This is a genomic window from Nonomuraea sp. NPDC050022 (assembly GCF_044460705.1).
In the GTDB taxonomy this organism is placed as follows: Bacteria; Actinomycetota; Actinomycetes; order Streptosporangiales; family Streptosporangiaceae; genus Nonomuraea.
In genome coordinates this window covers 214,592-233,821 of record NZ_JBITKE010000011.1, presented here as the reverse complement: position 1 = coordinate 233,821, position 19,230 = coordinate 214,592, and the positions used below count along the sequence as shown (strand labels likewise).

The following is a 19,230-nucleotide window of genomic DNA, read 5'->3' as shown; positions in this document are numbered from 1 at the left end:
AGAGACCAAGGCACCGTCAGACACGCAGAACGGTGACCTGACGGCCGGACGGTGTGGTCGCCTGCCGATCAGCAGCCAGCTGGGTCAAGCGCCCGAGGCCCGCTGAAGCCGCCTCATCGTTCAGGTGCGGAAGTACCCGTGCGAGCCGGTCGGCCTGATGAGTGCTCTCCCTGTGGATGGTCGCTGATGAGCCTTATGCCCGTAGGATGACCGGCCGGACCTGAGGGCTGTCCAGCCTCTCCGCGGTGAGCGCCGACCCGGATCCGCAGGAGTGGGCCGACCTCGCCCGGCTGCTCGGCCGAGGCGAGCTCGCCGACATGTTCAGCGCTCGACCTCGTCGCGCGGGCCAAGCCGGGGCCGTTCTGGCCGCGTACCCGCGAACTCGGCACCTATCTCGGCGTCCGCGACAACGGCACCCTGGTGGCGATGGCGGGTGAGCGACTCCGGCCACCGGGGTGGACCGAGATCAGCGCCGTCTGCACCACCCCCGAGGCACGCGGGCGAGGCCATGCCGCCCGCCTGGTCAGTGCGCTCGTCGCGCGGATCGTGGCTCGTGACGAACGGCCCTTCATCCACGTAGCCGAGGCGAACACCGGCGCGATCGCCCTCTACGAGCGGCTCGGCTTCGAGACCCGCAAGCCCGTGACCTTCCGGGGGTTCCACACGCCGTGACGCTTTCCGGCTACCAGGCCACCAACGCCAAGCGCCACCTCGTCTACGACTACACCGACGACTCGTGCGGCTACAGCTGCGGTCGCAACGCCGACCACTCCATCAACACAGCGGCCCTGGCCGCCGGATACCACGGCGAGGGCGGCATCCAGAAGTACGCCTTCGGGATCGAGAACTGGGCCTTCGACAAGTACGACGCCTTCATCGCCGACCTGCGTACGGGCACCCGCACGCCGGCGCAGCTCAAGATCGACCTGGCCGCCTGGCAGCAGTCGATCGCGCAGACCGTGAAGACCCACTACATCAACGGCACGATCCCCACGTCCTGACCCCTCATGTGGCGGCCCCTCCGGATCACGGGACAGATTGCCCTGTACCGCGTCGAATATCGTCACAACGGCTCTGACCTGTGGTCTTGAAGCTCAGGCTGGTGGCTCCAGCATGGGTACGAGGAACCGCCGGGCCACCGCGGCCAGTTCCTGGTCGTCATCCAGGTTGATGATGGCACTGGGGATCGTCAGGAAAGAGGTGGAGATCCGCACCATCATCTCGGCCACGAGATCGACGTCGAGGCCGCTCGACACGTTGCCCGCGCGTTGCTCGCTGCGGAGCTGGCCGGCGACGAAATGCCGCACGGTGGCGAGGGTCTGACCCCCGTCGGCCGTCATGGAGGGGACGAGCAGGTCCGGTTCCGTGGCGATGAGTCCGCCGATCAGCGGGTTGCCGCGAATTGCCCGCAATGAGGTTACGAAGCCCAGGACGACCCTGTCGGCAGCGGTGCCGGCTTGTTCTATGTCGATGAGGAACTGGTCGAAATAGCGGCGGAACTCCCGGCGCACCACGTGCTCGATCAGCGTGTCCTTGGTGTCGAACCGGCGGTAGACCGTGATCCGCGACACCTTCGCCAGCCGGGCGACATCCTCCATGGTGGAGCGCCTGATGCCCATCCGGCAGAACTGCTCGTACGCCGCGTCGAGGATGCGCGCCCGTAGCTCGTCGCTGTCGTCGGCGCGCTCGACGGCATCGACATAGGCGCGCTCCAGCAGCGAATCGGAGTCCGACGGAGCCATGAATCCGGACAGCACAGAGTCCACGATCACCTCCTAGGGGAATTCTGCCTCAAACGCCGTCTTGTGATGCCCGTCACACTGTGCTCTGATGATGATACACAGACTCATGACTTGTTTCTCCGTATCAACCATTTCTCGCATGCCCTGAGCAGAACCCCCCACCTCGAAGGAGTGCGGAGCATGGCAGAGTTGAGCAGGCGCGAGGTACTGATGTCGGGCACCGCCTTGGGGGCGCTCGGCGCGTTAGGGATGGTCTCCCCGGCCCAGGCGGACTCCTTGTCCGGCGGCTGGGGCTGGCCGGCCAGTGGTTCGATCGCGGGTTCCGGCAGCGGCGCCGACCCCCGATGGGTGTGGGACGACGTGGCCGATCCGCTCCTCGCCTCCCTGCTCGACCGCGGGGTCATACCCGAGGTCAACCGGCTGCTGGAGGGCTGGAACCGCAACGACCAGCCCCTGCCCGCGGGGCTGCCGGAGGATCTGCGGGCCTTCATCGAGCAGGCACGTCAGCTGCCATCGTGGGCCGACCCGGCAAAGCTGGACGCCGCGGGGCGCTTCCACGCGCTCAAGGGGAACTACATCGTCGTCCTCACCATCGTCGGCGCCGGGATGCTGGCCACCGCCATCCCCAAGGAGGCACGCGCTGTCTATTACTCCGCGGGCGGCGCGGATCTGAAGGACCGGATCGCCAAGACGAACATCCTGGCGTACGCGGTCAGACCCCAGAACGCCTGGGGTGCCGGAGGCACGGCCGTGGTCGAGGCGGTGAAGACCCGGCTGGTGCACGCGGCGGTGCGGCACCTGCTGAAGTCCTCTCCCCACTGGTCCGGCCCTGTCCCGATCAGCCAGGAGGACATGCTCGTCACGTGGCACACCCTGGCGACCTACTCCATGCGCGGGATGCGGGAGTGGCAGGTGCGCATCTCCTCCACCGAGGCCGCGGCGTACCTGCACTCGGTACAGATGCTGGGGCACATGCTCGGCATCAGGGACGAGTTCCTCCCCGCCACCTGGGACTCCTCCTACACCCAGTCGGATCTGGTCCTGCCCAGGAACATGGGCCCGACCTCGGAAGGGGTGGAGCTCAACGCCATCCTGCGGGGCATGCTCGCGGAGCTGACCAGCCCCGGCGGCCTCGACAAGCCTCTGGTCAACGCGTTCTCCAGGTACCTCACCGGCGACCAGGTGGCCGACTGGAACGGCATCCGGCGCGAGCCGCTGTGGGACCCGGCGGTCAAGACCGCTTGGCCGCTACTGGTGCGGTTCCGGGAGGGTCTGATCGGGCTGCCGCTGGTGCCCGCCGCCGCCTGGCTCCTCGACGAGATGGTCAAGAAGTGGACCACTTACTACCTCACCAAGGGGGCACAAACCAAGATCGTGATTCCGACGGGCAACCGGCCCAGCTGATCACGGTCCAGGGGTGCCGCTGGCATCAACCAGGCAGCCGCTGGAGGACGACATGGAGGTCGTCGCCGAGATCGAACGCGGCGACGAGGTGCTGGACGCCGCCCTATCGATGGGTGCCGGTCATCGAACGCCACGCTGGGCGGCCCTGGCCCTGTCAGCAGTAGGCGACCGCCGGCCCGAGGAAGGAGTAGTTGTGGTAGGGGGTGTACTCCGAGCGCTGCTGCCCGGGGTACACGCAGGGGCCGTACTCGGGCCAGGAGCCGGTCGGGGGGTTGATGACGTAGATGCTCACGCGGTATTGGCCGTAGCCGCCGCTGCAGTAAACCCAGACGGTCTTGCCGTCCCGGCCGGTGGCGCAGTCGGTGGGCGCGGCGTGAGCGGGGGTGGCGATGCCGACGAGGGCGGCGGTGAGGAGGGCTGTGGCGGCCAGAGCCGCAGGCTTTCTCGTGCGCATTCGCTGTCCTCCAGCAGGTGGGCAGTGCACTTTTAGGAAAGCTTCTTACAGAAAGATGCCTGGCCTTCCCCGCGTCGTCAAGACCGCTAACGGCTCAATGGGCGAGGGTGGGATCGGTGTCGGCCGTACCTCGGACAGACCGCACCGCCTCGTGCCAGATCGGCGTCGACACCGGCTCGTCGGCCACCGCCCCCGCATAGACCTCCTCCGGGTCGAAGCCGTCGACCCGCCACTCGCGGATGCGCGCCGGCAGCACCTCCGGATGGAACTGCGCCCCCACGCCGCCTTCGCTGTGGATCGTGTGAGGTCTCACATCCTGAGTACGGACACTTGTGGTGAGGCCACCCGTCGATGCTGTTTGGCATTTTCAGTCGGCTGCCAGATCGGCACGGGCCGGCGATTTCGGTGGCGTTGATGCGGGAATTGGATCGTCCGGCGATGAAACTGTCGTGAGTGCGTCCTGAGGCGAAGTGTCCGGGGAGCAGGGCGTTTTTTCTTGTCGCCGCGCCCGCCAGTGCCGTGTCTCTGTCCGGCGCGCACGCTCACGCCCTCACGGCCCTGGCGGCCGGGTCGGTCGGCTTGTTCAGGAAGTACTACTTCGAGGCTGCGCTGGTCCGCTTCAGAAGTCATCAAGTATCCATCAACTTCGGCTCCACACCCGCCTGACAAGGTGCACGTGAAAGAGCCGAGTTCCGGAAACAGAAGAAAGGTACGACCCCCGTGCGAAGAAGAAGAGCGATCTGGAGGGTGGCCGCGGCGTTCAGCCTGGTCGTGGTCGCCGGCCTAGTCACCGTTCCCGATACGGCGCTGGCCGCCCCCGCCGTCCGGCTGGCCGCGCCCACCGCGCTGCGACCGGCGGATGTTCCCGGTTCCGTCGAGTATCTGACCAAGACCTACGGCATCAGCGTCGGCGAGGCGATACGCCGTCTGGAGTTGCAGCAGACCGCGGGGGCTCTGCAGAAGGTTCTCGCCCGCGACTATGCCGAGACCTATGCGGGGTCCTGGATCGACCAGGACAACGGCGGTGTGCTTGCGATCGCGAGCACCGCCCCCGACGCGCTCGCTCCCGCGTTGAGCGCGGTCCCGGACCATGGTCACATCCGCGTCGTGGCCGCACAGCACTCACTGAGGGACCTTCAGGCGAAGGCCGCCGACATCAGTGCCCGTCTGGGACTCAAGCCCGAGCAGGCACCGGTGATCAACGAGCAGAAGAACCGCGTGGAGCTGTATCACCAGGCCGCCGCCGCGGCACGCAGTTCGGCCGGCCGGCTGGCCGCGGTCGCTGACCTGGACGTCGCCGTGGTCGATACACCGCCCATGACGAATGCGGCTTGCAACATCTCGTATTGCACCGCTCCGATGCGCGGTGGCGTAAGGCTGGAAATGTACGACCAGAACTACCGACGCCTCTACAAGACGTGCACCAACGGCTTCAACGTGAAGGGTACGAACGGCTGGGTGTACACGCTTACGGCGGGACACTGTTTCGAAAATGACGAATACTACTCCTTCCACACGGGCCAACCCGTTGGGCACTGGGACGGTAACTCGTATTTCAACGGGTATCCGGTGGATGCGGCCATCACGCCGTACGTCACGAGAGGGGGAATGGAGTACTCGAAGTACTGGTCGCAGCAGCCGAGGAACATGGTGATCTCGAAAAATACCACCCAGTTCAAGATCACGGGCCTGTGGCCATATGAACAGATCCAGCTTGGCTGGGTCGCGTGTTCGACCGGCGCGGTGTCGAACAGCACCGCCTGCGGCAAGGTCATCGCCAAGGACGGCGGGTTGTGGATGGACATCTGCCGCAGGCAGGGCGACAGCGGTGGCCCGCTGTTCAGCGAGAACGACCACACGGCGTACGGAATTCTCTCTCAAATCAACAATGCGGGCACCGAGATCTGCGACAAGAACTCTATATCGACCTATTCGCCGGTCTCGAAGATTCTCGGCTCCATGAGCTACGGTTCCCTGACGTACAGCCTGCACACCGAGAGCTGATTCATCGGCTGCGATTGCCTTGCCGGATGCGTGATCCGGCGGCCTGAGGGCCTCCAGCGAGCCCATCGCTGGGGCCCTCTGCGGGAAGAGGTTCGTCGCCATCCGGAATATCCATAGATTTAGTTGATGAGGTCGCAGTGAACCAGCCTATGGCTGACGTGCGTGACATGTTCATGGTGCACACGATGATGCGCCGGGAGTTCACACTCCTGCCTCAGCTCGTCCGGGACGTGGCTTCGGGGGACACCGAACGTTCTGCGGTCGTCGCGAGACATGCCGAGCGCCTTTCTCTCGCTCTGCATCTGCACCATGAGGGAGAGGACATCATTCTCTGGCCGCTCCTCATGGAGCGCGGCGGTGCGGAGGCGTCGGCCATCGTGACGGAGATGGAGGAGCAGCACCACGGTATCGAGGCCGGCCTCGATGAGGTGAGCGCGCTGCTGCCGGCGTGGAAGCACACGGCCCGCAACGGCGAGAGCCTCGCCGCGGCCTTCGACGTGCTGCGCGACCGGCTGCTGGAGCACATGACCCTGGAAGAGGAGGAGGTCCTTCCTCTCGCGGAAAAGGTCGTCACCGCCGCCGAATGGGCCCAGCTCGGTGAGCACAGCCTGTCGAACAGCCCCAAAAAGGACCTGCCACTCGTCCTCGGCATGGCCATGTACGAGGGCGATCCCGACGTGGTCAAGGAGGTACTCTCTCACGCACCGCTGGTGGCCAGGCTGATCATGCCGCTGGTCGCCCCGCGCCTGTACGCTCGGCATGCCAACCGCCTCTACGGCACCGCCACCCCGCCTCGCGCCGGCCGGCAGTGAGGCGCAGCGTAGTGGTCGGAGGTCGATCATCTCTGGAGCCACGGGTGAGACCTGTCAGCCGACAGCCGGTGGGTGGTCCAAGGTGGCCAGGAACTCTTCCGCATGCCGCGCGAACAGGTGGGTACCCCGTTCGATAGACACCGTACGGGATCTGTCGGCGGCCGCCCTGACCTCGGCGACGGGTTTCCCGCTCGCGTGCAGCAGCCGGGCCCGCAGCAGCAGGAGCAAGCCCTCCGCGAAGCCCTCATTGTAGCGATCGAGGCAGGCCTCGGCCTGGTCGAGGACCGCGGCGGCCTGGTCGAGCGCCCCGGCGACCAGCCACATCTCACAGAGATATCCGATGAAGATCGTGACACTCGCGCGCTGCGGATTGAGGAGGTTGGTCGCGATGAGCCGCTCGGCCTCCGCCGCCGCGCCGGCCGGATCCCGGCCGGTCTTGGCCAGCGCCCAGTACCGGACCAGCCGTTGGTAGGTGCCGAGGAACACGAAGGAGAAGTGAGGATCCGCGGCGATCCCACGTTCCGCCGCGCGCAGGGCTCGGACCGGGTCGCCGATGAACGCTTCCGTCCTCGAGGTGTGGGCGGCCCACACAGCGACCGTGAAGGGGGCGTCGCCTGCGGCCTCCAGCATGTCGAGCAACGATCGCGCCCCGTCGACGTCCCCGTGCAGCGCGGTCGTCTCAGCGAGCTTTCCGATCATCAGCAGTTTCAGGTCGTACCAGACGGGGTCCTGCTCGCGCGGGCCGCTGCGGGTCATCAGGATGCGGCCCGCCTCGCTCAGGCAGCGGAAGGCATCCTCGTTATCTCCCTCAGTGAATTGCTGCAGTCCCCACGTCTGCAGGCCGTAGGCGCGCACGAGCGGATCGGAGGACGTCTCGCCCTGCTCCAGCATCCGTCGCGCCAGCGGTCTGCTGTGATCGCGCTCGAGGCCTTGGGCATGCGCCGCCCAGCGGGAGTAGAGGAAGACGGTGGCGTCGAGTTCCCGCCCAAGACCCCTGGCCAGGTGCTCCGCTCGTTCCAGCAGATCGACCGCCGAGGTGCCGTACATCGTGAGCATTCCCCTGATCGCGATCAGCTGGGACAGGGCGGACAACTCCAGCTCGGCCAGACTCGCCGCCCGCGCGACCTGCACGGCGGTCCGCAACTGCCGCTCGGCGGCCTCGAACGCCAACTTGGTCGCGGCCCGGCGGCCCGCGCGCACCAGCGCCGTCACGGTCCGGTGCGGATCGGCGAGCGGGCCGGCCGACCACAGATGGTGGGCGACTCGCTCGGCGGCGTGGTCGCCAAGCGCGTCGGTGCGCTCGAGCGCGTCGGCGACGTGTAGGTGCAGCCGGGATGTGCGCGACTGCGGGGTCGTCCTGGCGACTGCTTCGCGGACCAGGTCGTGCGAGAAGCGCAGGGAGAACGGGTTCCCGGGCGCGGGTTCGAGCAGGCCCAGCGCTTCCCCAGGCCCCAGATGGTCAAGAGAGACCTGGACGTCGAGGCCGGCGACATCGGCCAGCAGGCGGAGGTCGATGTCGCGGCCGATGAGCGCGGCGACCTGCAGCAGCCCCCGGGCGCCGTCGTCGAGGTCGGCCAGCCGGTCGCGCACCACGTCAAGGACGGTGGACGGCACTCCGGCCCGAGCCGATGCCTGGTTCTCGCCGAGCATGCCGCCGGTGCTGAGGAGCAGCGACAGTTCGCGGACGAAGAACGGGTTGCCCGCGGTTCGGGCGTGGATGTCGCGGGCGGTGTCCGGGCTGGGCGCCTGGCCTGTCTCCTCGTGGACGAGTTCGGCCACCTCGGCCTGGCTGAGCGGGCCCAGGCGGAGACGGCGCTGGCCGGAGACCCTGCTGACCGCGGCGAGCATCCGCGACAACTCCGTACCTGGCACGGGCGCACGGTCACGCAGCGCGCCGATGACTGTCGCGCCGGTCGGCAACCGTGCCGCCAGGTGGCTGAACAACTGCAGCGAGGTGACGTCGGCCCATTGCAGGTCGTCGATGACGAGCAGGACCGGCCGCAGCGCGGAGACCTCGCCGATCGCGGCCGCGACCTGTTCGAACAGCCGGAACTGGGCCCTGCCGTCCGGCAGGGCCCGTGGGGCGACGGCTTCGTCGCCCGGGTCGAGCAGGCGGCCGAGTTCGGTGGTCAGCCAGTTCTGCCGTGCTGTGACGGGCAGCGCGTCAAGCACCGTGCCGGCCGCCTGCACCCAGGGCCACATCGAGGGCGTGCCGTCGCCCTCCAGACAGCGGCCCCACACGACGAGCGCACCGCGCCGTTCCGCTTCCGCGGTGTTCTCTTCCAGCAGGCGGGTCTTGCCCACCCCGGGCTCACCCTCGATGATGATGAGCCCTTTGCCGCCGGCCAGTGCCGTCTCGGTCGCCTGCCGCAGCACGGTGAGCTCCGCGGCGCGGCCGACCAGACCCACAGCGGGCGGCTTGCCGGGTGTTCGCCCCCAAGGGGCGGGTGGTTGTCCGTCGGTCATCCGCACCGGCGGGGCCGGGGTGTTGTTCAGTACGCGCTGGTGCGCGGCCCGCAGTGCCGGGCCGGGATCGATGCCGAGTTCCTCGGCCAGGCGGGCTCGGACCGTCTGATACACCGACAGGGCCTGTGCCTGCTGCCCGGTGGCGCCCAGGGTGGTGATCAGGCTCGCCAGTACGGGCTCGTGCAATGGCGACATCGTGGCGGCCAGCTGCAACGGCGGTAGCACGCGCTCAGGCCGGCCGAGCGAGATGGCGAGTTCGGCAGCCGCCACGCACGTGGACAGGAACTCGCTGTCCAGCCCCGCGAAAACCGGCATCGCGGCCGGTCCGTAGGCCAGGCCCTCGCCCGTGGAGCCCTGCCACAATCCCAGCCCCTTCACATAGCACTCCAGCGCCGCCTCACGCTGCTGCCGCGCGACGGCCTGTCCGGCGGCTTGTACGGACTGCCGGAAGACGGCCAGATCCAAGATGCCGTCCCTGGCCACGAACATGTAGCCGTTACTTCGGCGGTGCAGGTAGGAGCCGCCGCCGCGCACCGGCAGCGGGGGCTCCAGCAGGCGCCGCAGCGTGCCGACGTACTTGTGGATGACGTTGACCGCGCTGGCGGGAGCGTCATCGTCCCAGATCAGATCAACCAGCTCGGCCGTGCTGATCAGCCGCCCTTCCCGGGCCAGCAGCAGCGCGAGTAAGAAGGCCTGCTGCCGCGGACCCGCATCGAGCTCCTCATCGCCCCGCCACAGCCGTAACGGACCTAGAATCTGCAGCCGTAGGCCGTTGCCGACCACCGATGCGACCTCGCCACTCCCTGAATGAACTGGCACAGTCACGCCGACCGACCTCCTGGGCTGCTGAAACGGATCGTCACTGTGCGGGCCAGGTCGCACTACCCGCCCTGAGTGAGAGAGTGTACGACTTCGTTGCCTCTGACGAATCCGTTGCTCGTGCGGGCGGCAGACGGTTTCGAGTGCCCAGCCCGACCGGCATTCCACCATCCACCCTCCACCAGGCCGCGGCCCGTGTCGTCATCGAGAGTGGGGGAGCGCACTGCGGGGGCGCACGGCTGTCCCTGTGACAGCCTGAAGACCCGATCTACCGTGTCCTTGGCGAACTCCTGCCCGGTCGCCTGGGTGCGCGGCCGATGCCGACTTCCAGCTCGCCTATCTGGCGACGCAACTCCAAGAGCCGCACGTCGTCCTCGGGGAAGCGGCTCATCTCATTTGCCAGCAGCTCGCGCATGATGTGGAGCGCGAACTCGGGCTCGTCCGCGTGGTGGTGACAGGTAGCTTCCTGCAGCCTGCATTGGGATATGTGCTCGTGGTCAGACTCTGGCTGTCGCGGGATCCGCGGAGCCCAGATCCTCACCCGCTCAGGCCCGGACGGCGCCGACGGCGTCCTGGCGGAGATGGCCGTACGCGACCGCATCGATCTGCGCCTCGAATGGGTCGTTATCGGCTCGGGAGGTGGCTACTTCGCCGGCCTCGTCCCCTGGCTCACCGCCGCCGGCGTCCACGTCACCGTAGTGACGCGCCACCATGTGCTTTGCTCGCGCCTGTACGTGGCGGCCAGCGACATCACTTACCTGGATGCGGCTCTCGCGGCTTGAGAGCCCGCGTCTCGACCTATGCCTTTGACGCCTGGTCCATGACGTAGCAAGCGCCTGATCGGATCATCGGAAGCGGTCAGGCGTTTGCGAATGCGATATGAAAACGGCCAATACCCCTCAAAGGGGATGACAAGAGTCTTGCTGCCTGAAAGCGGTCAGACTATGCGTCGAACTCTCCGAGCTTGACGCCGCCGAGGAAGGCTCGCCACTCGCTCGGGGTGAAGACGAGCGCGGGGCCATTCGGGTTCTTGCTGTCGCGGACGGCGATGATTCCGGGGAGATTGGCGGCGACCTCGACGCAGTTTCCGCCGTTGTTGCCGCTACGGGAACTCTTCTTCCACACGGCCTCGGTGAGGTCTGTGGCGGTCAGGTCTTTCGGCTCCATTGTTCCGCTGCTTCCTTGATCATTATCAGGGATTCGCCTGGGCGGTACGCCTCTGCCCTCAGTCTGTCATAACGGCCCCAGATCAGCGAGACGAGATCATGTTCCGCCGATACTTCGCCTTTGCCCGCGGAGTCTACGGAAACCGTGGTCGGTGCGTTGGGGAGTTCTGCGATGACGAATCCGGACATCAAGCCGTCGGTACAGGGACTGTCGGCGGCCACGATCTGCACTGTCACGCTTTGACGCGCGGCGACGGCGGCCAGGTGGCTGAGTTGGTCGGCCATGACGCGCGGTTCGCCGATGGACCGGCGAAGGACCCATTCATCGATCAGCACCCATAGGACAGGGGGATCGTCTCTTGTCAGGATCAATTGCCGCTGCAGGCGTGCGGTGACCTGCTCCTGCACCTCTGGTTCGAGCATGGCGAGGTGGCCACGGAACACCGCTCGGGCGTAGTCCTCGGTCTGCAGCAAGCCGGGCACGAGAAGGGGGTCCCAGGTGCGGAGCATTATCGCGTTCGGCTCGATCTCGTCCAGCCACCGCATATACCACCCTGGGCCGGAGGGGGACTGATGGATGCGGCGACATAGCCGGATGAAGTAGTCCTTTTCCGGGAGTTCGAAGAATTGGTCGCACCTCTCCGCGAAGTCGAGTTGCGGATTGCGGGTACCGTTTTCGATGTGGCCCACCAAGGATGGTGAGCAGCGTAGGCGGTCGGCCAATCGTCGTTGAGACAGTCCTTTCTCCTTGCGGCATCGTGCCAGCTCACGGCCGAAACGCTCGGCGGGGGACAGGCGGGGATCGAGGTTATTCGCCATAGCGGACTCCAATGCGTCGGGGGGACGCTGGCGAGGTGCGCTGACAATATAACCACACGCGTGTACAGCCGGTGAAGTCTTCTGTGTTCGGACTGTCCGGCAATCTGACGTGCGCCGGAGGCCCATTCACCGGCACTCTGGAGTCGCCCGTGAACAGGCGTTGGGATGGCAATCCGACATTGCGAACAAATCGCTGGAGTGAAATTACAGCCGCGATCTTGGCTGTATTCACTCGCTCCGTCTCCTGCAAATGGCCCAGGTTTTAGTGCATTTCGGGCTGGCTGATGCCTGTGACACGGGATCGACTACGTGGATCTGGGAGGTGGCGTAATGGACAAGCTCTTGTTCGGCGAGATCACATCGGGAGCCGCCCAATCGGTGGAGGCCGCTGTGGCGGCGGAGCACTCAAGCTCTGTTGGGCAGAGCATGGTCTGGCGGCTTCGTGATGACGCTCGGGCGGTGGGTGATGCCCGTGACCTCGTCCAGCGCGCGCTTCTGCTGGTCGGTCTGCGGCGGAATCTGGTTGATGACGCCGTGCTGATGGTCAGCGAGCTGGTCACCAACGCGGTTCTGTACGGTGACGCGCCGTACGAGCTGGTGGTGCGGGTCGATCCGGTCGAAGTGGTCTGCATGGTGGTCGACGCCGGAGCCGCTCGCCCGATGCCGCGGCGTATGGACACTCAAGCCGAGAACGGCCGGGGGCTGCTGATCGTGGCGGAGCTGTCGGCCGGGCTGTATGGCTGCATCCCGTACGGGTTCGCCACGTGCCCTGGACCGGCGGGCAAGGCGACCTGGTTCGCGCTACCTCGTACGGGGGGTCGGCGATGAGCGGGGCACAGGACCCGCTGGAGGAGTATCACGGCCTCCACGTGGCGCCTCTCCGGAGGGATCACGAGCAGCTCACATGGATGAGCCCGGACGCTCGGTGCGGGTGGGTTCGGGTGCGCCGACACACGTGTAGTCATTGCGTGCCCTGGTACGAGTTCTGCGTCGCGGGTGGGCTGGCGTTCGTCCGGCGTTCCACCGATGGCGTGATCCACGAGACGGCGTGGACGATGGCGGCCGAGGCGGAGCGGGTCTGGGGGGCGCTGCTCAGAGGTGCAGCCCGGTGAGTTCGTCTGTGCCTGGGGTGGTGCCAGCCTTGCCAGCGGGGCAGGGGCGGCGAAACCCGCTTGCGCGGGACATCCGGCTCAGTCTTGCAGGCGTCTCATTAACGGGGCACGTGCTTCTCTAGTACCCGTCGGCGAGGGCGGCGCTACCGGCGTTCAGCATGAGCTGGAGGTGGGCTCCTCAGACACTGGACGCCGGGTGACGGCGTACTCCATCGACAAGATCACGAACATGATCCCAGGTGACCCGGACCAGCCATTCGGCGCTCCGGAACCCTTCCTCACGCCGGACGAAGGGCTCTGCGTTGAAGTACTCGAGTTCTTGAGCCCTGCACCCGCTCCCGAGGCCAACCGAATAGCTCTCACTGGGACCGGCCTGCAATCCCATACCCGGCGCCGGAAGCGCTCCAACCGTGCCAGAGTGATCCACATGATCCCCGCACACGTCCCCGACGAGGCACCGCTCACCTACGCCGACAGCTTCGACGTGCCGGTCCTTTTCCGTAACGGGCCTGCGAAGAAGCCTAGGAGGCAGTGGCGGACGGCCAAGGCCGAGCCGTGGACGGGGTTGGGTGGGTTCCCGACGACCGACGGCTGGTACGTCTCGACCACCACCTGGCGGGAGATCATCAAGGCCGCCATTGAAGTCGGCCGCGACGTCACCCCGCACTTGCAGAATCAGCCGCGGTATGCGCATGGGGAACTCGTCGCCCGGGTTTCTCCGCTGTACGCCTATCTCGGCATGCACCCCGTCACGCCTCAGTACCCCGTACCAGGCACCAAGGGCCGGCGCCTGACCCTGAACCCGGTGTACGCGTACGGCACCGAGCGCAGCGCGAAGAACGCAGCCGCCTACCGGCTGGGCATGACGATGACGGAGTGGGCCTGCCGCTCACTGCTGGGCCTCGGTCAGACCGAGCACCTCGAACTTGGTGGCCCGATCCCCGCCCTGCTCAACACGTTCAAGGATCCGAAGGAGAAGCTGCCCGACCTATGGGGGCAGCATCAGGCAGAGGACCTGTACTGGCTGATTGAGGCTAAGGGGGGCGACGTGGGCCTCAGCACGCTCCGCAAGGGGTGGACGCAACTGGCCGCCGGCAGCAAGATTCTCGGCTCGTACTCCCATCGCACCGTCCTGGTCGGAGCGTCCGTGCGGCCTGGAGACGACCTTTTCCTCACCATCGACCACGACCTGCACTTCGGACAGCCGCCGCTCACCCCAGCCGGATTCGACATCGACGACGAGTCAGCGGTCGGCCCAGGCAACCTCGAAGACCGTCTCGGCGACAGCGACGACGCGCTCATCGGCGCGGCCCGCGCCCAAATGCTCGCCTACCTGGCGCTGCGATCCGCTCCCGCCTCCCAACTGCGCACGGTGCCCGTTCTCGCCGATCGCGCGTCCCGTTATCGGCGCTCCGGGCTGACCACGCCCTTGGAAGGCGACGACTTCACCCGCGTCATGCGGGCCGAAGTCCGCGGAGTAGCGCCCCACACCGAGCGGCACACCCTGCGCGCCAGGATCCGTTCCATGGGTCTCGACGACTTCCTCACCTGCCGCATCCCCGGAACCGAGGTTCACCTCGGCATGTCCCGGAAGCTGTTCGCCGCCTGCGAGCGCCTCCACGAGGAAGACCTGGCTATCGCCCAGCGCACCCCGGGGCTGCGCGCGGAGGATCAGCCGGCCGATGTCCGGGAACTCAGCGACGACGCTCAGGAAGAACAGCGACTCACTCAGCGGCGGATCTTCCGCGAGCAGCAGGAGGAAGCCCGACCTCGGCTGCGCCCCCGGCTCCGCGATGCCTATGAGCGGGGAGCGACAAGCGACTGGAGCGATTTGCTGCGCCGTCCCCAGGAGCCAGAACTCGATCTGGAAGGCGATGAGGGGCTCCTCGAAGCGGCGACGCCGGAGACGTACCTGGCCGTCAGCCGCTACGGCCTGCCCCCGGCACGCGCCTAGCTATTAGAGCTCGCATTCGATCAGGGTGCCCTCAGGTTAAGTGCCCGGAGCACGGGAAAGCTCAGGTGAAGCTGCCCGGCGGAAAGCGAGCAGAGACTCGTGCGCCGACGGCCGGCGGAAACTGCGCGCCGGAATTGCGCGGCGTTCGCGGTCGGGTCATCATGCGATGACAGATTCTCGTCCCAACCCCCACGGCCGCGCGCTCCAATGAGGATATGACGGCCACAATCTCCAGGGTGCTGCGTGCGGCTGCGCCACCGGTTGCGCTCATCGCATCCGCCGCCGTTGCGGCCCTGGCATGCGCCCGCCTCTCACCACCTGCCGCGCTGGCAGGTACACCGCCGGGGCCCGCGCACGACCCGCCACCGGATCACCAGCCAACTTCTTCGGCGCCGCCACGACGCACGCGTCGATTATTCCGCTCGCTCGGCCTCATCCTGTTCCTGGCCGTCATCGCCGCGGCAACCTGGAGCGCTCTCAACCCTCTTCTCCCGGCCTGGGGGCGCTGGACGGCCGGCGGTCTGGCTATGGCCGCCACGACTTGTCTTGTGATCGGGCTGCTGATCGGCCCCGCCGCCCGCTACCTGTCCGGCGAACGCACCCCGATCACTGACACTGAGCGCCAGCAGATGACTGCCACCGAGCGCATCGAAGCACTCAACGCCGCCCGCCATACCCTGATCCAGGCGGCCACCGGCCTCGTCGTCATCGGCGGTGTCGCCTTCACCGCCCTCGGCCTGTGGTACACCGCCCGTACGGTCGAGACCGCCCAGGAAGGCCAGATCACAGACCGCTACACCAAAGCCGTGGAACAACTGGGCCACGCCCGACAGGACGTGCGCCTGGGCGGCATTTACGCGCTCCAGCGTCTGGCCGACGACTCCCCCCGTGACAAAGACACCATCCGCAATGTGCTGTCGGCGTACGTCCGCAGCCATGATTCCTGCACCGTGCGACCTGAGCAGAAGAAGCCTCCTCGGGTGTGTGCTTCAGAGGTTGAGGAACTGCGCCTACCTGAAGCGAGTATCACGCCGGGAGCGGACGTCATTGCAGCGCTCTCCATCGCCTCAGATTTGGGTTCTCGCGCAGCTGCCGCTGATCTCTCCAGGGTGCGATTCCCCACCACAATCCTGAGATCCGCACACATGCCCCATGCGTACCTGGTCAGCGCGGACCTACGTGGCGCGGACCTGGTCGACGCAGACCTACGCGGCGTGAATCTGCGCGGCGCGGACCTGCGTAGCGCAGGCCTGGCCAGCGCGGACCTGCGTGGCGCGGATCTGCGCGCCGCCTACCTGAGGCACGCGGACCTGGGCGGCGCGGACCTGCGGGGCGCGAACCTTCGTGGTGCGAATCTGAGCGGTGCGGCCCTGGGCAGGGCGGACCTACGGGGCGCGGACCTGCGGGCTATTCTTGGCAAGACTGTGCAGGAAATACGCGAGGCAGCCGTAGTGGATTCGAACACGCTGATTGATCCCCTGCTGTGACATGACGGGCGCTCTTGCTGACCACGGGTGCATCGCGGTGATGACCAGACGCGCTAGGGCGGGTGGGACTTGAACCCCCGACCCAAGGATTATGAGTCCGTAGGTGGGCTGGTGGGTCAGGGAGCGCGAGGCCGTACGTGAGCTGACGCGCCTGTGCGGTGTCGGTGGCCTGATATGTGCCTAGGGAGGCGAGCTCGCCGCCGTCAATGGGAAGTCCTCGACCACCTGCCAGGCCGTGCCGTCGTACGCCACCAGTTGGACCGCTCCCACCCGTGCCGTGACGGGCAGCTCTCGCTCGATCGCCGTCTCCGCTTTGTCGAGGGCGGCGCCGTCGCTCTCGTACCCGACCGAGAGGTGCGGCAGCACCGCGCCGTACTTCCCTCCGTACGGCCGGGCCTCGGGCCAGCGCCCGGTCACCGCGTGCGCGAGCTGGACGAACGGCTCGCCGGGCGCCGGCTCCAGATACAGCAACTCGGGCAGCCGCCCACACCTGGCGAACACCACCTCGAAAGGCGCATACCCGGCGAAGAGCTCAGCCAGCGCCTCCCGGTCGACGGCGTCGAGCGGCAGGAACGGGTACATCACCGTCACGTGCGCCGGAACCCCGTACGCCGCGGCCGGGTCGAGCGCGGCCCGCCAGCGGCCCACGACCGGCTCGGCCTCCGGCACCGGCACCACCAGCGCCGTGAGCCCGGCCGGGTAGCGGCCGGTCATACGAGCTTGGCGAAGCGGGTGGCCACCTCGCGCCAGACCGGCGTCGACACCGGCTCGTCGGCCACCGCCCGCGCATAGACCTCGTCCGGGTCGAAGCCGTCGACCCGCCACTCGCGGATGCGCGCCGGCAGCACCTCCGGATGGAACTGCACCCCCCACGCCTGCTCCCCGACCCGGAACGCCTGGTACGGGCAGGCCGTGGTCTGCGCCAGCCAGACCGCCCCCGGCGGCAGGGCGGTGACCGCGTCGACGTGGTGCTCGATGGCGGGCACCACCTCGGGCAGGCTGTGGAAGAGCGTGTCGTCGGCGGCTTCGGGCCGCAGCGTCACGGGGAGGCTGCCGTTCTCCGGAGCGCCCGCGTCAGGGGTCACCTCGCCGCCCGCGACCTCGGCCAGCATCTGACCGCCCAGGCAGATGCCGAACAGTGGCACGCCCTCGTCCAGCGCCTGCGCGAACAGGCTCCTGGCCGTGGCCAGCCACGGCGCACGGTCGTCGTCGCTCGGCAGGAAGCCGCCGCCCAGCATGATCATGGCATCGTGCGACAGCCTGACAGGAAGGGGGGCGCCGTCATAGGCGGGTACGACGTCCAGCCGCAGCCCTGCCTCCTCCAGCCAGCCGCCGAGGCGGCCGGGGCCGCCACTCCTGCTGTTCTGCACGATCAGCACGTCACGCATCGACACCCTCCAGCGTCGCCATCTCGGTTTCCTTCTACTTCACGCGTCGATTCCGGTCGTCCACGCGCTCACATCAGGCCCGCCGCCTGCGCGGTGTGCCGCAGCAGGAGCGCTGTCGTCACCGGGCCCACGCCGCCCGGGACCGGCGTCAGCGCCCCGGCCCGGTCCGCGACCGCGGTGAAGTCCACGTCGCCGGCCAGCCCCCCGTCCTCGGTCGGGTTGGTGCCGACGTCGATGACGACCGCGCCGGGCGCCACGTGCTCCGCCCCGATCAGCCCGGCCCGGCCCACGGCCGCGACCAGCACCTCGGCCGTGGACGTGACGGCCGGCAGGTCGCGGGTACGCGAGTGGCAGACGGTCACCGTCGCATTCCGGTCGAGCAGCAGGTGCGCCAGGGGCTTGCCGACCACGGTCGAACGGCCGACGACCACGGCCCGGCGGCCCGCCAGTTCGACGTCGTAGTGGTCGAGGAGGGCCAGCACGGCGGCCGCGGTGGCCGGGGCGAACGCGGGCAGCCCGGCGGCCAGCCGGCCCAGGGACAGCGGGTTCGCGCCGTCCACGTCCTTGGCCGGGTCGATGGCGGCGGCCAGCTCCTGCGCCGACGCGCCCTGGGGGAGCGGGGTCTGCAGCATGACGCCGTGCACATCGGGGTCGGCGCTGAGCCGTTCGAGCGTCTCGCGGATGCCGGTGGCCGTGGCTTCGGGGCCGAGGTCGGCGAGGTCGAAGGCGATGCCCACGCCTGCGGCGGCCTTGGCGATCGAGCGTACGTACCACAGGCTCGCCTCGTCGGCGGTCGCGACGACGACGGCCAGCTTCGGCTGCGGCCCGGTCGCTACCCGCGCCGCCGTCTCCGCCCTGATGGCGGCGGCCAGTTCCTTACCCGTGAGCGTCTTCACCCATAGATCCTCTCGTACGGCTCGCCGACCTCGTGACCATCCCCCGGCACAGCACGGCTCGCCGACCCGGTCACGTGGTGGTGAGGCCCTCGCGGACCCTGGCCGTCACCCACTCCGCTCTGGCCACCGTCGCGTCCACGTCGGCCAGCCGGGCCCGGAGCCCATGGAGGGCCTTCTCGTCCTTGATGCCGCCCAGATTGACCTCGACGTTCACCCGTGCGGTCGTGAGCGCGGCGCGCGCCGCCTCGGCCGCCGCCGCCACGTCCGTGACCACGTTGGGGTTGCCGATCGGCAGGAGCTGTTCGCAGAGGTCGACCAGTCGCGTGGCCGTCTCGACGACCCTGGCGGGCGGCTCGGCCGCGCCGATGAGGGCCGTGGCGATGGCCGCGCTGCGCTCGGGGCCCTTCGGCAGCCGGTAGGCGTCCGTGACGGCGGTGAAGGCCGCCGCGTCCTCCTCCAGCAGGCGCAGCGCCCGCGCGCGCATCGTGTCGGTCTCGGCGATCAGCGCGACGATGGTCTCGGCGTGGTCGGTGTACTTCTCCCCGGTGGTGTAGCGGGCGACCATGCCGAGCAGCGCGGCGGCCTGCGCCGCGTGCAGGGCCGCCGTGGCGCCTCCTCCCGGCGCAGGCACGTGTGCGGCGAGCTGGGCGAGGAAGTCGGTGATCCTGGAGTCGCGCATGGCGGCATTCTGCCAGGCCACGATCCCG

20 protein-coding genes are annotated in these 19,230 nt (G+C 68.0%); 10 read left to right on the top strand and 10 right to left on the bottom strand.

Going from position 1 to position 19,230, the window contains the following annotated elements; translation table 11 throughout:
- The first annotated feature begins 261 nt into the window (after positions 1-261).
- Together ACIBO2_RS41665 and ACIBO2_RS41660 are read left to right on the top strand one after the other, a co-directional pair.
- Positions 262-672, top strand: a complete 411-nt coding sequence (locus ACIBO2_RS41665; protein WP_358546419.1) for a GNAT family N-acetyltransferase — start codon at positions 262-264, stop codon at positions 670-672.
- The gene (locus ACIBO2_RS41660) at positions 669-1,001 is read left to right on the top strand and encodes a hypothetical protein (protein ID WP_358546323.1); all 333 of its coding nucleotides are present in this window, start codon (positions 669-671) and stop codon (positions 999-1,001) included. The genes ACIBO2_RS41665 and ACIBO2_RS41660 overlap by 4 nt, the downstream gene beginning before the upstream one ends.
- 93 nt (positions 1,002-1,094) lie before the next feature.
- Here the strand turns inward: ACIBO2_RS41660 and ACIBO2_RS41655 are convergent, their stop codons facing one another.
- Positions 1,095-1,742 (bottom strand): TetR family transcriptional regulator, encoded by a 648-nt coding sequence (locus ACIBO2_RS41655; protein ID WP_358546416.1) that lies wholly within the window; start codon positions 1,740-1,742, stop codon positions 1,095-1,097.
- 180 nt (positions 1,743-1,922) lie between these two features.
- Between ACIBO2_RS41655 and ACIBO2_RS41650 the strand changes: the two genes are divergently transcribed.
- Positions 1,923-3,146, top strand: a complete 1,224-nt coding sequence (locus ACIBO2_RS41650) for an oxygenase MpaB family protein (RefSeq protein WP_397303946.1) — start codon at positions 1,923-1,925, stop codon at positions 3,144-3,146.
- 154 nt (positions 3,147-3,300) lie between these two features.
- Here the strand turns inward: ACIBO2_RS41650 and ACIBO2_RS41645 are convergent, their stop codons facing one another.
- Together ACIBO2_RS41645 and ACIBO2_RS41640 are read right to left on the bottom strand one after the other, a co-directional pair.
- Positions 3,301-3,600: a hypothetical protein gene (locus ACIBO2_RS41645; RefSeq protein ID WP_397303945.1), complete on the bottom strand. Its 300-nt coding sequence runs from the start codon at positions 3,598-3,600 to the stop codon at positions 3,301-3,303.
- 94 nt (positions 3,601-3,694) lie between these two features.
- Entirely contained in the window at positions 3,695-3,913 is a 219-nt protein-coding gene (locus ACIBO2_RS41640) for a hypothetical protein (protein ID WP_397303944.1), read from the bottom strand.
- A gap of 434 nt (positions 3,914-4,347) precedes the next feature.
- Between ACIBO2_RS41640 and ACIBO2_RS41635 the strand changes: the two genes are divergently transcribed.
- Together ACIBO2_RS41635 and ACIBO2_RS41630 are read left to right on the top strand one after the other, a co-directional pair.
- Entirely contained in the window at positions 4,348-5,604 is a 1,257-nt protein-coding gene (locus ACIBO2_RS41635) for a S1 family peptidase (RefSeq protein WP_358546233.1), read from the top strand.
- Between the two features lie 149 nt (positions 5,605-5,753).
- The gene (locus tag ACIBO2_RS41630; protein WP_358546230.1) at positions 5,754-6,416 is read left to right on the top strand and encodes a hemerythrin domain-containing protein; all 663 of its coding nucleotides are present in this window, start codon (positions 5,754-5,756) and stop codon (positions 6,414-6,416) included.
- A gap of 54 nt (positions 6,417-6,470) precedes the next feature.
- Here ACIBO2_RS41630 and ACIBO2_RS41625 read toward each other — a convergent pair whose 3' ends face one another.
- Positions 6,471-9,665, bottom strand: a complete 3,195-nt coding sequence (locus ACIBO2_RS41625; protein WP_358546227.1) for a BTAD domain-containing putative transcriptional regulator — start codon at positions 9,663-9,665, stop codon at positions 6,471-6,473.
- Positions 9,666-10,282: 617 nt separating this feature from the next.
- Here ACIBO2_RS41625 and ACIBO2_RS41620 point away from each other — a divergent pair.
- Positions 10,283-10,483 (top strand): hypothetical protein, encoded by a 201-nt coding sequence (locus ACIBO2_RS41620; RefSeq protein ID WP_397303943.1) that lies wholly within the window; start codon positions 10,283-10,285, stop codon positions 10,481-10,483.
- A 160-nt stretch (positions 10,484-10,643) separates the two neighbouring features.
- On the opposite strand, the gene ACIBO2_RS41615 is transcribed toward ACIBO2_RS41620, so the two are convergent.
- Together ACIBO2_RS41615 and ACIBO2_RS41610 are read right to left on the bottom strand one after the other, a co-directional pair.
- Positions 10,644-10,868, bottom strand: coding sequence for a DUF397 domain-containing protein (locus ACIBO2_RS41615; RefSeq protein WP_397303942.1), 225 nt, complete (start codon positions 10,866-10,868; stop codon positions 10,644-10,646).
- On the bottom strand, positions 10,850-11,686 hold the full coding sequence (locus ACIBO2_RS41610; RefSeq protein ID WP_397303941.1) for a Scr1 family TA system antitoxin-like transcriptional regulator: 837 nt from the start codon (positions 11,684-11,686) through the stop codon (positions 10,850-10,852). The genes ACIBO2_RS41615 and ACIBO2_RS41610 overlap by 19 nt, the downstream gene beginning before the upstream one ends.
- Positions 11,687-12,016: 330 nt before the next feature.
- Between ACIBO2_RS41610 and ACIBO2_RS41605 the strand changes: the two genes are divergently transcribed.
- The 4 genes from ACIBO2_RS41605 (at position 12,017) to ACIBO2_RS41590 (ending at position 16,239) form a co-directional block, all read left to right on the top strand.
- A complete protein-coding gene (locus ACIBO2_RS41605; protein WP_397303940.1) occupies positions 12,017-12,514 on the top strand; it encodes an ATP-binding protein in 498 nt (165 codons plus the stop codon).
- Positions 12,515-12,654: 140 nt separating this feature from the next.
- Positions 12,655-12,798 (top strand): hypothetical protein, encoded by a 144-nt coding sequence (locus ACIBO2_RS41600; protein ID WP_397303939.1) that lies wholly within the window; start codon positions 12,655-12,657, stop codon positions 12,796-12,798.
- 427 nt (positions 12,799-13,225) lie between these two features.
- Positions 13,226-14,752: a hypothetical protein gene (locus ACIBO2_RS41595; RefSeq protein ID WP_397303938.1), complete on the top strand. Its 1,527-nt coding sequence runs from the start codon at positions 13,226-13,228 to the stop codon at positions 14,750-14,752.
- A gap of 215 nt (positions 14,753-14,967) precedes the next feature.
- Positions 14,968-16,239 carry a pentapeptide repeat-containing protein gene (locus ACIBO2_RS41590; RefSeq protein WP_397303937.1) on the top strand — a complete coding sequence of 424 codons (1,272 nt, stop codon included), beginning with the start codon at positions 14,968-14,970 and terminating at the stop codon, positions 16,237-16,239.
- 180 nt (positions 16,240-16,419) lie between these two features.
- On the opposite strand, the gene ACIBO2_RS41585 is transcribed toward ACIBO2_RS41590, so the two are convergent.
- The 4 genes from ACIBO2_RS41585 to ACIBO2_RS41570 all read right to left on the bottom strand — a co-directional run bounded on the left by ACIBO2_RS41585 (position 16,420) and on the right by ACIBO2_RS41570 (position 19,202).
- Positions 16,420-16,953 (bottom strand): 2'-5' RNA ligase family protein, encoded by a 534-nt coding sequence (locus tag ACIBO2_RS41585; RefSeq protein WP_397303936.1) that lies wholly within the window; start codon positions 16,951-16,953, stop codon positions 16,420-16,422.
- The gene (locus tag ACIBO2_RS41580) at positions 16,950-17,627 is read right to left on the bottom strand and encodes a type 1 glutamine amidotransferase (RefSeq protein WP_397303935.1); all 678 of its coding nucleotides are present in this window, start codon (positions 17,625-17,627) and stop codon (positions 16,950-16,952) included. The genes ACIBO2_RS41585 and ACIBO2_RS41580 overlap by 4 nt, the downstream gene beginning before the upstream one ends.
- 68 nt (positions 17,628-17,695) lie before the next feature.
- Positions 17,696-18,523: a bifunctional 5,10-methylenetetrahydrofolate dehydrogenase/5,10-methenyltetrahydrofolate cyclohydrolase gene (locus ACIBO2_RS41575; RefSeq protein ID WP_397303934.1), complete on the bottom strand. Its 828-nt coding sequence runs from the start codon at positions 18,521-18,523 to the stop codon at positions 17,696-17,698.
- Between the two features lie 70 nt (positions 18,524-18,593).
- Positions 18,594-19,202, bottom strand: coding sequence for a cyclodeaminase/cyclohydrolase family protein (locus ACIBO2_RS41570; RefSeq protein WP_397303933.1), 609 nt, complete (start codon positions 19,200-19,202; stop codon positions 18,594-18,596).
- Positions 19,203-19,230: the final 28 nt, after the last annotated feature.